Here is a 13,455-nt window from a genome sequence, read left to right as displayed (position 1 = left end):
CAACGGGGAGCAGCACATGAAGAAACTCGGGGGAGTCGCGCTGGCCGCCGCCCTCGCGACGGTCTTCGCCACCGCCTCGACCGCGAGCGCGGCGAACGAGGGCACGGGCTGGAAGCTGGAGTCCGGCTCGCCGTACTTCATCACGAATCTGACGCACAACAGCACCTACACCCTCTCCTTCGTGACGCAGAAGTCGCGGAGCTGGCTCACCTCGTATCTGAAGGTCCCGGTCCAGCAGCTCAACGCCATGCCGGAGGTGAAGAACGCGGGAATCAAGTTCGTGCTGTCCACCACGATCGAGGGCGGGACGAACTACCAGAACAAGAAGTACTGCGCCGGGCCACAGCACCACATCATGTTCCACCTGAAGTACCGGCCGCTGGACGGCAAGAAGGGCATGTCGCGCGCCCTTCCCTGCTACAACACCAAGACCAACGCCGCCTGGGGCGGATACGTCGAGATGGACACCGAGTACTGGACCAGCACGGGCAAGGAGAACACCTGGTTCGGCTCGAACAAGACCAAGGCCCACGCGATGACCCTCAACGCGGTCACCCATGAGCTGGGCCACATGATGGGCCTGGACCACCCGGACCCGTCCAAGTTCAGCCCGAACGAGAACAGGCCGGTCATGACCTCGCCGAACGGCGGGTACCTCAACAGCAACGGCGGCAAGTTCACGGCCGCCGACCTGCGCGGAATCAGGAAGCTCGTCTCCAACGGCGCCTGAGTCGACGGTCCGGGGCTGCGAACACCGGAGTTCGCGGTGGAGGTGAGACAGCGACACGCCGACGCCACGGCGTGTCGCTGTCCCCTTCGCACCGGGAAGTCAGCACGCGCCCGGACGCCACCGCCCCGCCGGCCGGTGCCGCCGGGGCGGTGACGTCGCCTCAGCCGAGGCGCTCGACGAGCGCGCGGTGCTCGTCCCACATCTCCTGCGGGGTGTGGTCGCCGAAGGTGCGCAGGTGGTCGGGGACCAGGGCCGCCTCCTCGCGCCACACCTCCTTGTCGACGGTCAGCAGCAGGTCGAGGTCGGCGTCGTCGATGTCCAGGCCCTCGGTGTCCAGCGCCTCGCGGGTCGGCAGCACGCCGATCGGGGTCTCGACGCCGTCGGCCTTGCCGTCGAGGCGGTCGACGATCCACTTGAGCACGCGGCTGTTCTCGCCGAAGCCCGGCCACACGAACCGGCCGTCGGCGTCCTTGCGGAACCAGTTGACGTAGTAGATCTTGGGCAGCTTGGCCTGGTCGGCGGTCTTGCCGATCTTCACCCAGTGGGCCATGTAGTCGCCCATGTTGTAGCCGCAGAACGGCAGCATGGCGAACGGGTCGCGGCGCAGCTCACCGACCTTGCCCTCGGCCGCGGCGGTCTTCTCGCTGGCCACGTTGGCGCCGAGGAAGACGCCGTGCTGCCAGTCGAAGGACTCGGTGACCAGCGGTACGGCGCTGGCGCGGCGGCCGCCGAAGAGGATGGCCGAGATCGGCACGCCCTTGGGGTCCTCCCACTCCGGCGCGATGATCGGGCACTGCCCGGCGGGCACGGTGAAGCGGGCGTTGGGGTGGGCGGCGGGGGTGCCGGACTCGGGGGTCCAGTCGTTGCCCTTCCAGTCGGTCAGGTGGGCGGGCGCCTCCTCGGTCATGCCCTCCCACCACACGTCGCCGTCGTCGGTGAGCGCGACGTTGGTGAAGACCGAGTTGCCCCACAGGGTCTTCATGGCGTTGGCGTTGGTGTGCTCGCCGGTGCCGGGGGCGACGCCGAAGAAGCCGGCCTCGGGGTTGATCGCGTAGAGCCGGCCGTCCTCGCCGAAGCGCATCCAGGCGATGTCGTCGCCGATGGTCTCGACCGTCCAGCCGGGGATGGTCGGCTCCAGCATGGCGAGGTTGGTCTTGCCGCACGCGCTCGGGAAGGCCGCGGCCACGTACTTGGCCTCGCCGCGCGGCGGGGTGAGCTTGAGGATCAGCATGTGCTCGGCGAGCCAGCCCTCGTCACGGGCCATCACGGAGGCGATGCGCAGGGCGTAGCACTTCTTGCCGAGCAGCGCGTTGCCGCCGTAGCCGGAGCCGTACGACCAGATCTCGCGGGTCTCGGGGAAGTGGGAGATGTACTTGGTGGAGTTGCACGGCCACGGCACATCGGCCTGGCCGGGCTCCAGCGGGGCGCCGAGGGTGTGCACGGCCTTGACGAAGAAGCCCTGGTCACCGAGGACGTCGAGGACGTCCTGGCCCATGCGGGTCATGGTGCGCATGGAGACGGCGACGTACGCGGAGTCGGTGATCTCGACGCCGATCGCGGACAGCGGCGAGCCGAGCGGGCCCATGCAGAAGGGCACCACGTACATGGTCCGGCCGCGCATCGAGCCCCGGAAGATGCCCTGCTCCCCCGTGAAGATCTCCCGCATCTCGGCGGGGGACTTCCAGTGGTTGGTCGGGCCCGCGTCCTCCTCGCGCTCGGAGCATATGAAGGTGCGGTCCTCGACGCGCGCCACGTCGGAGGGGTCCGAGGCCGCGTAGTACGAGTTGGGCCGCTTGATCGGATCGAGGCGTTTGAAGGTCCCCTTCTCCACGAGCTCCGCGCACAGTCGCTCGTACTCCGCCTCCGAGCCGTCGCACCACACCACCCTGTCCGGCTGGGTGAGCTCGGCGATCTCGCCGACCCAGGAGAGCAGCTCCTGGTGGTTGGTGGGGGCTGCGGTGGTTGAGGAAGCCACATTGCTGGGGGCCACGATCGCTCCATCCCGCCGGACCGCACCGGTCCGGCGTCACTGATTGAGGGTTTGCGGCAGGTATGTGCACTCATACCCGCATATTCCGTTTATGGAGACAGCTACCCCTTGGGGGCTGCGACCCGGATGCTCAGCTCATCCGGTGCCGACCGCGCTCATTTGATCATCCGACGGCGCGGGCATTCTGTCCAGTGGGCGCAGGGTGACCATCACCACTCGGAACAGAGGGGTAACTTACGGTCGCGTAGGTAGCATGTGCGCCATGACTGCCGCCGCACCCGACCCCGCCGTTGACGCTTCGGCCGCCCCCAGTCCAGGGCCCCCAGCTGCTCCGCCGGTTCCCCTCAAGCCCCGGCTGCGAGGGTGGCTGCATGCCGGTATGTTCCCCGCCGCGCTCGTCGCCGGCGTGGTCCTCACCGCCCTCGCCTCCAGCCCCCGCGGGCGACTGGCCTGCGCGATCTACACCCTCACCGCCTGCGCGCTGTTCGGCGTCAGCGCCCTCTACCACCGGGGGAACTGGGGCCCGCGCGCCACGGCCGTGCTGCGCCGCCTGGACCACGCCAATATCTTCCTGATCATCGCCGGCACCTATACCCCCTTCACCCTGCTGCTTCTGCCCGACGGCAAGCAGGAACTCCTGCTGTGGCTGGTGTGGGCGGGGGCGCTGGCCGGGATCGCCTTCCGGGTCTTCTGGGTCGGCGCCCCGCGCTGGCTCTACACCCCCTGCTACATCGCGCTGGGCTGGGCCGCGATCTTCTTCCTGCCCGACTTCCTGCACACGGGCGGCGTCGCCGTCATGACGCTCATCGTCGTGGGCGGGCTGCTCTACAGCGTGGGCGCGGTGGTCTACGGCACCAAGCGCCCCAACCCCTCACCGCGCTGGTTCGGCTTCCACGAGGTGTTCCACTCCTTCACGCTGGCCGCCTTCGTCGTCCACTATGTGGGCATCTCGCTGGTGGCCTACCAGCACGGCTGACGCCGTCGGCACCATGGCCCCACGGCACACCGATGCCCGACAATGAGAGCCATGGCACGTACCGCCCCCTCGGCCCCACCCAAGCTCGGACTGCGTGAGCGCAAGAAGATCCAGACCCGGCGGGCGATCCGCGGCGCCGCGCACCGGCTGTTCGAGGAGCAGGGGTACGACGCCACCCCGGTCGACCAGATCGCGGAGGCCGCCGACGTCTCCCCCAGCACGGTCTTCCGCTACTTCCCCACCAAGGAGGACATCGTCCTCACCGACGAGTACGACCCGTTCGTGGTGGCGGCGCTGCGCGAACGCCCCCTGGACGAGCCGCCGGTGACCTCCCTGCGCCACGCCCTGGTCGGCCTGATGCACCAGTACGCCGACGACGGGCGCGAGGAGATGCTGACCCGGCTCAGGCTGATCCGGCAGGTCCCCGCGCTGCGCGCGCGGATGGGCGAGAGCCTGGTCGGCACCGGCGAGCTGCTGGGCGAGGTCCTGGCCGAGCGCAGCGGTCGGGCCCCGGACGACTTCGAGGTGCGGGTGGTCGTGGCGGCCGTGCTCGGGGCGCTGCGGGAGGCGATCTTCTTCTGGTTCGAGGAGGGTCGGGCGGAGGACGGTCGGCTGGAGGACATGGAGAAGCACATCGACCGCGCCCTGGAGATCCTGGCCCGCGGCCTGACCCTGTGAACGGCCCTGTGGCCGGCCCTCTCAGCCCGCGTGAAGGACCCGGAAGCGACCGGGTTCCACCGGGCTCACAGGTCCACCAGCACGGCCCCCACGTGCCGCCCCTCCAGCAGCTCGCACAGCGCGCGCGGCCCCCGCTCGACGCCGGACAGGCGGACGTGGGGGAAGGTGAGCGTCCCGGCCCGCAGCCCGCGGCCGAACTCCGCCGTCCACTCGGGGATCACGTCCATGTGGTCGTACAGCGCGATGCCCCGCAGCGTGATCCCGCGCGCGGTCAGCGCGACCGTGTCGATCTCCACCGGGGCCGTCGCGGCGCCCGTGGCCTGTCCGGACAGCGCCCCGACGATCGCGAACCGGGCGCCCCGGCGGGCCAGGGCCAGCGCGGCCCGCAGCTGCTCGCCGCCGACGTTGTCGAAGACCGCGTCCAGGCCGTCGGGGGCGGCCTCGCGCAGCTGCTCCTCGATCGGCCCGGCGCCCCGGAGCACGACCGCGTCGTAGCCGAGCTCCCTGGTCAGCACCTCGGCCTTGCGCGGCGAGCCGGTGCTGCCGATGACCCGCTTCGCGCCCCGCAGCCGGGCGATCTGGCCCGCGAGCGAGCCCACCCCGCCCGCTGCCCCCGTCACGAACACCGTGTCCCCGGACCGCACCTCGGCGCCCCGTACGACACCCATCCAGGCGCTGGGGCCCTGCGACAGATGCGCGGCCGGGTCCGGCAGCGCCTCCGGGTCGAGCCGGTGCGCCTCGGCGGCGTCCACCACCGCGTACTCGCGCCAGCCGAACCGGTGCTCGACCAGCTCGCCGACCTCCGCGGCGCCGCCCGGCGCGGCGACCACCTCGCCGACGGCCAGGCCCCACAGCGCCTCGCCCGCCACATAGGGCGGCATGAACAGATCGGCCTCGCTGTTCATCAGGGTGCGCATCACGGCGGTCACGGCCATGACCCGGTTGCGCACCAGCAGCTGACCGGGTCCCGGCTCGGGCACCGGGACCTCGACGACCTCGAAGTGATCGACACTGAGCGGTCGCGCGGGACGCGGGCGGACGGCGAGACGCACCTCGCGGTGCACGGCGGGAACGGGCATCGGCGCTCCTCCATCGGCGATGCACCGACCGTAGGCCGCGCCGCTCATGACCCGGTCAAGCCGGGCCTGGTCCGTAGGGCCTGTCGTCACCCCAGCTTTCCGGCCAGCGCCCCCGCGTCCGCCGTAGGCGCGTCGCAGGTGAACCGGCGGCACACATACGCCGCCGGCCGGCCCTCCAGCAGCGGGCGGTCCAGCAGCAGCGGCACCTCCCCCGAGCCGGGCTCGCCGACCGCGACCACCGCGCCGGGCGCGGTGCCCAGGAGGGCGGCCCGGTGCAGGGCGCGGGTCGCCGGGTCGTCGTCGTGCCCGACGACGGCCACCTCGCGCGGCCCGTCCAGCAGCGCCTCGGCCACCGCCAGGCCCCACCCGATGAACCGCGGCGCGCGCCCGGCGAGCGCCCGCACCACCCCCAGCGCCCGCTCCGCCGCCTCCCGGGGGCGGTCCTCGCCGGTGACGGCCGCGTACGACAGCAGCGCCCCGGCCGCGGCCGTCCAGCCCGAGGGCGCGGCGTTGTCCGTCGGGTCCTGGGGGCGGCGGATGAGCTGCTCGGCGTCGTCGGCGGTGTCGTACAGCGTGCCGTCCCCGGCCGCGAAGCGGCGCATGACCGCGTCCAGCAGCAGCCCCGCGAGGTCCACCCACGCGCCCTCGCCGGTGACGGAGGACAGCGCGAGGAAGCCCTCGGCGACATCCGCGTAGTCCTCCAGGACGCCCGCGTGGGACCCGGCCGTGCCGTCCAGCGAGGTGCGGGCGAGCCGCCCGCCGTCGTCGAGGTGGACGCGCACCAGCAGGTCGGCGGCCGCGGCCGCGGCGTCGACGAGGTCGGGGCGGTCGAAGTACGCCCCGGTCTCGGCGAGTGCCGCGATCGCCAGGCCGTTCCACCCGGCGACGACCTTGTCGTCGCGGCCCGGGCGCGGCCTCAGCTCACGGGCCGCCAGCAGCCGCTCCCGTACGGAGGCGACGCGCTCGGCGTCGGCCAGCCCCTCGCGGTCGGGGAGCCGCAGCACGGAGGAGCCCCGCTCGAAGGTGCCTTCCTCGGTCACGCCGAAGTGCTCGGCGGCGAGCTCGGCGTCCCGCTCCCCCAGCGCCTCGCGCAGCTGCTCGGGGGTCCAGACGTAGTACGCGCCCTCCGCGTGGCCGCCCTTGCCGTCGTCGCTGTCGGCGTCGAGGGCCGAGGCGAACCCGCCCTGCTCGGTGCGCAGCTCGCGGACCAGGAACTCGGCGGTCTCCAGGGCGACACGGCGCGCCAGATCCGAGCCGGTGGCCCGCCACAGATGGGCGTAGACGCGACACAGAAGCGCATTGTCATACAGCATCTTCTCGAAGTGGGGCACGGTCCACGTCGCGTCGACCGCGTAGCGCGCGAATCCCCCGCCGAGCTGGTCGTAGATGCCGCCGCGGGCCATCGCCTCGCAGGTCGCCTGCACCATCTGGAGCGCGGCCTTGGAGCCGGTGCGGGCGTGGTGCCGCAGCAGGAACTCCAGCACCATGGACGGCGGGAACTTCGGCGCGCCCCCGAAACCGCCGTGCACTGCGTCGAATTCGCGGGTCAGCGCCATCAGCGCGGAGTGCAGGTCCTCGGCCTCCGGCGGCCGCGCGGACCCGTACGCGAGGGAGGCCCCGCTGCGCTCGGCCAGGTCCCGCACGATGCGCCCGGCCACGTCCCGCACCTCCTCGCGCCGGTCCGCCCAGGCGGCCCGGACGCCCTCCAGCACCTGGCGGAAGGACGGCATGCCGTGGCGCGGCGCCGGCGGGAAGTAGGTGCCGAAGTAGAACGGCTCGGCGTCGGGGGTGAGGAAGACCGTCATGGGCCAGCCGCCCTGGCCGGTGGCGGCCTGCACGGCCTCCATGTAGACGGCGTCGACGTCCGGCCGCTCCTCGCGGTCGACCTTCACGGACACGAAGTGCGCGTTCAGATACTCGGCGGTCGCCTCGTCCTCGAACGATTCGCGCGCCATGACATGGCACCAATGGCAGCTCGAATACCCGACGCTCAGCAGCACGGGCACGCCCCGGCGGCGGGCCTCCTCGAACGCCTCGTCGGACCACGGCCGCCAGTCGACCGGATTGTCCGCGTGCTGGAGGAGGTACGGGGATGTCTCGTGCGCCAGACGGTTCGGCATGCCCCCATCCTCCCTCAACTCGGGGCGAGCGCGTGTTATCCACAGGCCTGCCGGAAATGAGCCAGAAACGGAACACTTGGCGTTGGCAGGCTTGGCGCCGGCAGGAGGGGGACGAGGATGCCGGGTTCACCGACCGCGTTGCGGGACGGCCATCGTGCGGAGATCGAGCGGCTGCTCGCGCGCGCCGTGGAGGAGGAGGTGCGCCGCTCCGGGGGGCGGACGCACGGCGGGGTGCTGCTCGGCCGCGCGCGGGCCGCGCTGGATTCCATGGCGGCGACCGCCGGCGAGGAGTACGGGGCGTATCTGCGGGCGCTGGAGGAGTCGGAGGCGGACAGCCGGCCGCTGTCGTCCCGGCTGACGCGCCGGCGGTTGCGCGCGCCGATGCTGGCCACGGCGGTCGCGTCGGCCGCGGCCTTCGGCGCGGACCTCTCGTTCGGCACCTCGGTGGGTGCGGCGCTGGGCGCGGGCGTGACCGCGGCGGCGGCCGGCTCAGCGGCCGCGGTCGCGGCGCTCACGGCCGGCCACTGGCCGGCCGCCCACCGCCGGGCCGCGCTGCGCAACCAGCCGGGCGGGGCGGAGCAGCTCAGGCTCCAGTGGCTCACGGCGGTGGAGGTGCGCGGCATCCGCCCCTTCATCGACCGGCATCGGATGACGACGGCCGCCACCCGCGGCGGCGGCACCGACCGGCGCTCCGGCTCCGGCGCGGGGTCGGGCGCGGGCGCCGGCGCGGGGTCCGGCGCGGGCTCTTCGGGCCGCGGTGGCGGGAGCCGCGCGGGCTCCGGGGCCCGGGCCGGCCAGGCGCCCCGGCTGCGCGGCGCGGACCGCAGCCAGGCGGCCCGCAGACGCAGCGTGCTGGAGCAGTCCTTCGGCCATCTGCCCGAGGCGGACGGCCCGTTCGCCGGGCGCCGGGCGCAGCTCACCCAGATCGCGCAGTGGGTGCGTCAGGCGCGGGCGAGCACGGAGACCAGGCCGACGGTGGTGCTGCTGGAGGGCCCGCCCGGGGCGGGCCGGACGATGCTGGCGGTGCGGGCGGCCCACCATCTGCGCGACCAGTTCCGCGGCGCGTGCCTGGTGGATCTGCGCGGCGACAGCCCCGACCAGCCCCCGCTGGCCACCCGGGACGCGCTGCTGCACCTGCTCAACCGGCTCGGCGCGCCCCGCGACCAGCTGCTCTTCCGGGAGCGGTCGGCCCAGGGGCAGCATGTCGGGCGGCTCGCCGAGCTGTACCACCAGCATCTGACCGGCCTGCCCGTGGCGATCGTGCTGGACGACGCCAGCGACGCCGAGCAGGTGCGCACCCTGATCCCGGAGCGGTCCGACAGCCTGGTCCTGGTCACCTCGCGCGACCCCCTGGCGCTGCCGCCCGACCTGGCCGCGTGGGTCCACCGGCTGGAGGTCGGCCCGCTGGACCAGCCGGGCGCCGAGGAGCTGCTGCGCGCCTTCGCCGAGGAGCCGGCGGGCGCGGGGCCCTACGACGGGCAGTCCGTGGAGCGGATCGCCGAGCTGTGCGGGCGGCTGCCGCTGGCGCTGCGCATCGCGGGTTCCTCGCTGGGCGCCCGCACCCCTGACGCCCTGGTCACCGCCCTGGGGGCGTACGGCCCTGTGGGTCCCGTGGAGCGGGCCCTGTGGCTGCGCTACACGGACCAGACCGAGGACGCCCGGCGGCTGCTGCGCCGGCTGGCGCTGGCCGGGCGGGCCAGCCTGGGCGCCGCCGCGGCGGCCGCGCTGCTGGAGACGGACGCCCGGGAGGCGGCCCGCCATCTGGACGCGCTGGCCCGCGCCGGGCTGATCCAGCACGTCCGCGGCAGCCGCTACCGCCTCCACGACCTGGTGCGCGGCTTCGCCCACGGTCGGCTGATGGACGAGGAGGAGCCGGCCCGGCGCACCGCCGCCCAGGAGCGGCTGATCCGCAGCTACGCGGAGCTCGCGGACTCGGTGATCCGGATGGTCGACGGCAAGACCTCCACCCGCGCCGACGTCTTCACCAGGGGCGCGGCGGGCGGCCATGGCTTCACCTCGCTGGACGCGGCGCTGCGCTGGCTGGACGACGAGTCGAGCTTCATCACGGCGGCCCTGCGCCACGCCGAGGGCGTCGATCAGTCGGCGGTGCTGCACCTGCTGGGCGCGCTGTGCGACTACTGCCTGCTCCGCGGCGACCTGTACCGGCTCGGGGAGATCAGCGAGCTGACCCAGGCCGTCGACCAAGGACTGCTGATGCGCTCGGTGCAGTGGCGCACCGGTATCGCGGCCCGCCAGCTGGGCGAGCTGGACCAGGCCCGCACCACCCTGTCCTCGGTGGTCGACCTGTACTTCGAGGCGCGCCACGAGGCGGGCGCGGCCCGTGCGCTGTGCAGCCTCGGCATCACCCTGCACCACCAGGGCAATCTCACCGAGGCCGCGGCCAAGCTGACCGAGGCCATGGAGCTGCAGGCGGCCGACGAGCTGCGCGCGGACCGGGCGTGGACCATGCACGCGCTGGCCGCGGTGGAGCGCGACCGGGGCCGGCTCGCGAGCGCGCTCGAGCTGCTGGATACGGCGCTGGAGCTGCATCGGGAGAGCGAGAGCGTCCATGGCCAGGCGTGGGCGCACTTCCAGCTCGGCCAGGCGTGTCTGCGCATGGGCGAGGTGCCGCGCGCGGAGCGGGAGCTGCGCGAGGCGCTGGAGGCGTACGGCCGCACGCAGGACCAGCGCGGCGAGGCCTGGGCGCTGACGCAGCTGGCGCGGGCCCGACTGGTGGCCGGGGAGGCCTCGGCGGCCGTGGACGGGCTGCGCCAGGCCCTGTCCCGCCACCGGGAGAACGAGGACGCGCGCGGCGAGGCGTGGACGCTGTACTACCTGGGCCAGGCGCTCGAGGAGCGGGGCGACCACGACTCGGCGCTGCGCGACCTGGAGCGGGCCCGCACGATGTTCAGCCGGATGCGGGATGTGTACGGGCTGGCCTGTGCCCGTCACCACTCGGCGCGGGTCACCCGGGATCTGCGGGCGGCGCGGACCGGCTCGCTGCGCAACAGCGGGTTCGCGCGGCAGCTGCTTCAGGACGCGCGGCAGGACTTCCGCCGGGTGGGGGTGGCCCATGGCGAGGCCTGGTCCTGTGTGGAGCTCGCGGTGATCGACGCGGGAAACGGGCGGGCGTCGCAGGCGCTGGATCTGGTGGCGGAGGCGGCGGAGCTGTTCGCGGGGTACGGCGACCGGCGCGGCGAGAGCTGGGCCCGGTTCCTGCGCTGCACGCTGCTGCCGTTCGCCTCGGCGGGCGGCTCGGTCGTCGGCACCGCGGTGGCCCAGGAGGAGCTGGCGGAGCTGCTGGGCGAGCTGCGGGCGGCCGACTGGGCGGGGGACGCGCGGCTGGAGGGGTGCGCGGAGGCGTTCGCGCTGGTGCTGGAGCGCGGGGTGGAGCCGGAGACGGGATGGCAGGCATGGCAGCTCGGCATGGTGCCGAGCCGCCACGCCCGCGAGGTCATGGCCGTCCTGCCGACCGCGCCAGGCCCCCGGGACACCCCGGGAGGGCCGGATGCCCCGGGAGGGCTGGATGCCCCGGGCGACCGGGGTGATCTATGAAGCGGACCTCAGGCCGTGCGCTCGCCCTTGGGACCGCGCGCGGCCGTCGAGGACGCGGCGGCCGGGGTCTTCCCGTCCTCCGGCTCCTCCTCGAAGTCCACCTTCTTCATGTGCTTGTTCATCGACTTCATCAGCAGCCATACCGCACCGCCGATCAGCGCGAAGACGATGAAGCCGAGGACCCCCGGCGTCACCTTGTTCTGGTCGAGCTCCTTGGCGAGCGGCACGAGATGCGTCATGGCCAGGGTGCTGGTCGCACTCATCATGAGCTCAATTGTTGCGGATGCCCGCGAAGAGGTCGTCCTCGGGGAGGGAAGTGTCCACGAGCGACTTGGCGAGCTCGTACTCCTCCGTGGGCCAGACCTCCTTCTGGATGTCCATCGGCACCCGGAACCAGCCGCCGTCGGGGTCGATCTGGGTGCGGTGCGCGATCAGCGCCTTGTCGCGGATCTCGAAGAAGTCGGAGCAGGGGACGAAGGTGGTCAGGGTGCGCTCGGCCCGCTCGAACTCCTTCCAGCGCTCCAGCCACTCCCCGTACGGCGACTCCAGGCCGCGCGCGAGCAGCGCCTCGTGCAGGGCGACGGTGCGCGGCCGGTTGAAGCCCTGGTTGTAGTAGAGCTTCAGCGGCTGCCAGACCTCGCCCGCCTCGGGGTACTTCTCCGGGTCCCCCGCGGCGTCGAAGGCCACCATCGAGATCTTGTGGGTCATGATGTGGTCGGGGTGCGGATAGCCGCCGTTCTCGTCGTACGTGGTGATGACGTGCGGCTTGAACTCACGGATCAGCTTGACCAGGGTGCCCGCCGCCTCGTCCACGTCCTGCAGCGCGAAGCAGCCCTCGGGCAGCGGCGGCAGCGGGTCGCCCTCCGGCAGCCCGGAGTCCACATAGCCCAGCCACTCCTGCTTGACGCCGAGGATCTCGCGCGCCTCGTCCATCTCCTTGGCGCGCACCTCGTGGATGTGCTCCTCGATATAGGGGTCCCCCTGGAGCTTGGGGTTGAGGATGGACCCGCGCTCACCGCCTGTGCAGGTCGCGACCAGCACGTCCACCCCCTCGGACACGTACTTGGCCATGGTGGCCGCGCCCTTGCTCGACTCGTCGTCGGGGTGGGCGTGGACGGCCATCAAACGCAGCTGATCAGTCAAGTCTCGATCCTCGGTGATTCATCGTGGAAGACGGCTTCTATAGTGACCCAAACCGGGGGCGAATAATTCCGGGTCCCCCAACCAGGAGGAACGATCATGGCCACGGTGCGCGAGGGGCTGCCCGTCGGGCGTTACGGCCGGTCCGCGGACCAGCGCGCCGATCGCAAGCTGAAGATCCTGGGCGCGGTGCTCGGCGCCGGGTTCCTCGCCATGATCGCCTGGTTTGGTTACTCGTACATCGCCGGCCAGGACATCAGCGGCCGGGTGACCGGCTACAAGGTGGTCTCCGACGACGCCGTCGAGGTGCGCCTGGAGGTCACCAAGGACACCGGCACCAGCGGGGTGTGCACCGTGCGCACCCTGGACGAGGATCACGGCGAGGTGGGTCGCAAGGACTTCACCTTCGGCAAGGGGCAGGACGATGTGGTCAAGGTCGTGACGGTGCGCACCACGGCCCGGGCGACCGCCGCCGAGCTGGTCGGCTGCGACCCGGCGTCGACCCACTGATCCCTGTCTGACCTGCACTGACGCGTTTCGTGCGCATTGCGCCCACATTCCTCCTCCCCGTTTCCGCCCGTAATTGTTAGGCTCGTGGTTTCGCCCGGCTTTGAAGGCGCACCCTTCTGAGTAGGGCGTTCATTTGTATTCCCAGCACCGACGAGGAGCACCTGTGACCCAGACCAGCGAGAACGTCACCTGGCTGACCCAGGAGGCGTACGACCAGCTCAAGGCCGAGCTGGAGTACCTGTCGGGTCCCGCACGTGTCGAGATCGCGAAGAAGATCGAGGCTGCCCGCGAGGAAGGTGACCTGCGGGAGAACGGCGGGTACCACGCCGCCAAGGAAGAGCAGGGCAAGCAAGAGCTCCGCGTGCGCCAGCTCACGCAGCTGCTGCAGCACGCGAAGGTGGGCGAGGCCCCCGCCGACACCGGGGTGGTCGCCCCGGGCATGGTCGTCACCATCGCCTTCGACGGCGACCCGGACGACACCCTGACCTTTCTGCTGGCCTCCCGCGAGTACGCGAGCTCGGACATCGAGACGTACTCGCCGCAGTCCCCGCTGGGCCAGGGTGTGAACGGCAAGAAGGTCGGCCAGGACGCCACCTATGAGCTGCCGAACGGCCGCACCGCGTCGGTGAAGATCCTTGAGGCCAAGCCCTACCAGGCCTGAGCCCCCCACCAGCCGC

11 protein-coding genes are annotated in these 13,455 nt (G+C 72.4%); 6 read left to right on the top strand and 5 right to left on the bottom strand.

The features are described from left to right. Positions 1 to 16: 16 nt before the first annotated feature. Positions 17 to 730, top strand: coding sequence for a M10 family metallopeptidase domain-containing protein (locus ABFY07_RS25065; protein ID WP_346176643.1), 714 nt, complete (start codon positions 17 to 19; stop codon positions 728 to 730). A gap of 160 nt (positions 731 to 890) precedes the next feature. On the opposite strand, the gene ABFY07_RS25060 is transcribed toward ABFY07_RS25065, so the two are convergent. Beyond that, positions 891 to 2,720, bottom strand: a complete 1,830-nt coding sequence (locus tag ABFY07_RS25060; RefSeq protein ID WP_174589044.1) for a phosphoenolpyruvate carboxykinase (GTP) — start codon at positions 2,718 to 2,720, stop codon at positions 891 to 893. Positions 2,721 to 2,973: 253 nt separating this feature from the next. Between ABFY07_RS25060 and trhA the strand changes: the two genes are divergently transcribed. Together trhA and ABFY07_RS25050 are read left to right on the top strand one after the other, a co-directional pair. Beyond that, a complete protein-coding gene (gene trhA / locus ABFY07_RS25055; protein WP_346176642.1) occupies positions 2,974 to 3,696 on the top strand; it encodes a PAQR family membrane homeostasis protein TrhA in 723 nt (240 codons plus the stop codon). 51 nt (positions 3,697 to 3,747) lie between these two features. Then, a complete protein-coding gene (locus ABFY07_RS25050; RefSeq protein ID WP_346176641.1) occupies positions 3,748 to 4,374 on the top strand; it encodes a TetR/AcrR family transcriptional regulator in 627 nt (208 codons plus the stop codon). A gap of 65 nt (positions 4,375 to 4,439) precedes the next feature. On the opposite strand, the gene ABFY07_RS25045 is transcribed toward ABFY07_RS25050, so the two are convergent. Beyond that, the gene (locus ABFY07_RS25045; protein WP_346176640.1) at positions 4,440 to 5,453 is read right to left on the bottom strand and encodes an MDR family NADP-dependent oxidoreductase; all 1,014 of its coding nucleotides are present in this window, start codon (positions 5,451 to 5,453) and stop codon (positions 4,440 to 4,442) included. An 86-nt stretch (positions 5,454 to 5,539) separates the two neighbouring features. Beyond that, positions 5,540 to 7,573 (bottom strand): thioredoxin domain-containing protein, encoded by a 2,034-nt coding sequence (locus ABFY07_RS25040; RefSeq protein ID WP_346176639.1) that lies wholly within the window; start codon positions 7,571 to 7,573, stop codon positions 5,540 to 5,542. 117 nt (positions 7,574 to 7,690) lie between these two features. Between ABFY07_RS25040 and ABFY07_RS25035 the strand changes: the two genes are divergently transcribed. Beyond that, positions 7,691 to 11,128: a tetratricopeptide repeat protein gene (locus tag ABFY07_RS25035; protein WP_346176638.1), complete on the top strand. Its 3,438-nt coding sequence runs from the start codon at positions 7,691 to 7,693 to the stop codon at positions 11,126 to 11,128. 8 nt (positions 11,129 to 11,136) lie between these two features. On the opposite strand, the gene ABFY07_RS25030 is transcribed toward ABFY07_RS25035, so the two are convergent. Both ABFY07_RS25030 and mca read right to left on the bottom strand, forming a co-directional pair. Then, positions 11,137 to 11,394: a hypothetical protein gene (locus tag ABFY07_RS25030; protein WP_404777064.1), complete on the bottom strand. Its 258-nt coding sequence runs from the start codon at positions 11,392 to 11,394 to the stop codon at positions 11,137 to 11,139. Between the two features lie 4 nt (positions 11,395 to 11,398). Further along, on the bottom strand, positions 11,399 to 12,271 hold the full coding sequence (mca, locus tag ABFY07_RS25025; protein ID WP_346176637.1) for a mycothiol conjugate amidase Mca: 873 nt from the start codon (positions 12,269 to 12,271) through the stop codon (positions 11,399 to 11,401). A gap of 96 nt (positions 12,272 to 12,367) precedes the next feature. On the opposite strand from mca, the gene ABFY07_RS25020 reads away from it, so the two are divergent. Together ABFY07_RS25020 and greA are read left to right on the top strand one after the other, a co-directional pair. Then, complete coding sequence (locus ABFY07_RS25020; RefSeq protein ID WP_346176636.1) at positions 12,368 to 12,778, top strand: DUF4307 domain-containing protein; 411 nt, start codon at positions 12,368 to 12,370, stop codon at positions 12,776 to 12,778. A 163-nt stretch (positions 12,779 to 12,941) separates the two neighbouring features. Beyond that, positions 12,942 to 13,439, top strand: a complete 498-nt coding sequence (gene greA / locus ABFY07_RS25015) for a transcription elongation factor GreA (RefSeq protein ID WP_065963794.1) — start codon at positions 12,942 to 12,944, stop codon at positions 13,437 to 13,439. Positions 13,440 to 13,455 lie beyond the last annotated feature (16 nt).

It is taken from the genome of Streptomyces sparsogenes subsp. cuspidosporus (genome assembly GCF_039532705.1).
Lineage (GTDB): Bacteria > Actinomycetota > Actinomycetes > Streptomycetales > Streptomycetaceae > Streptomyces > Streptomyces sparsogenes.
The sequence above is the reverse complement of the archived record's forward strand: the minus strand, read 5'-3'. Positions and strand labels throughout refer to the sequence as shown.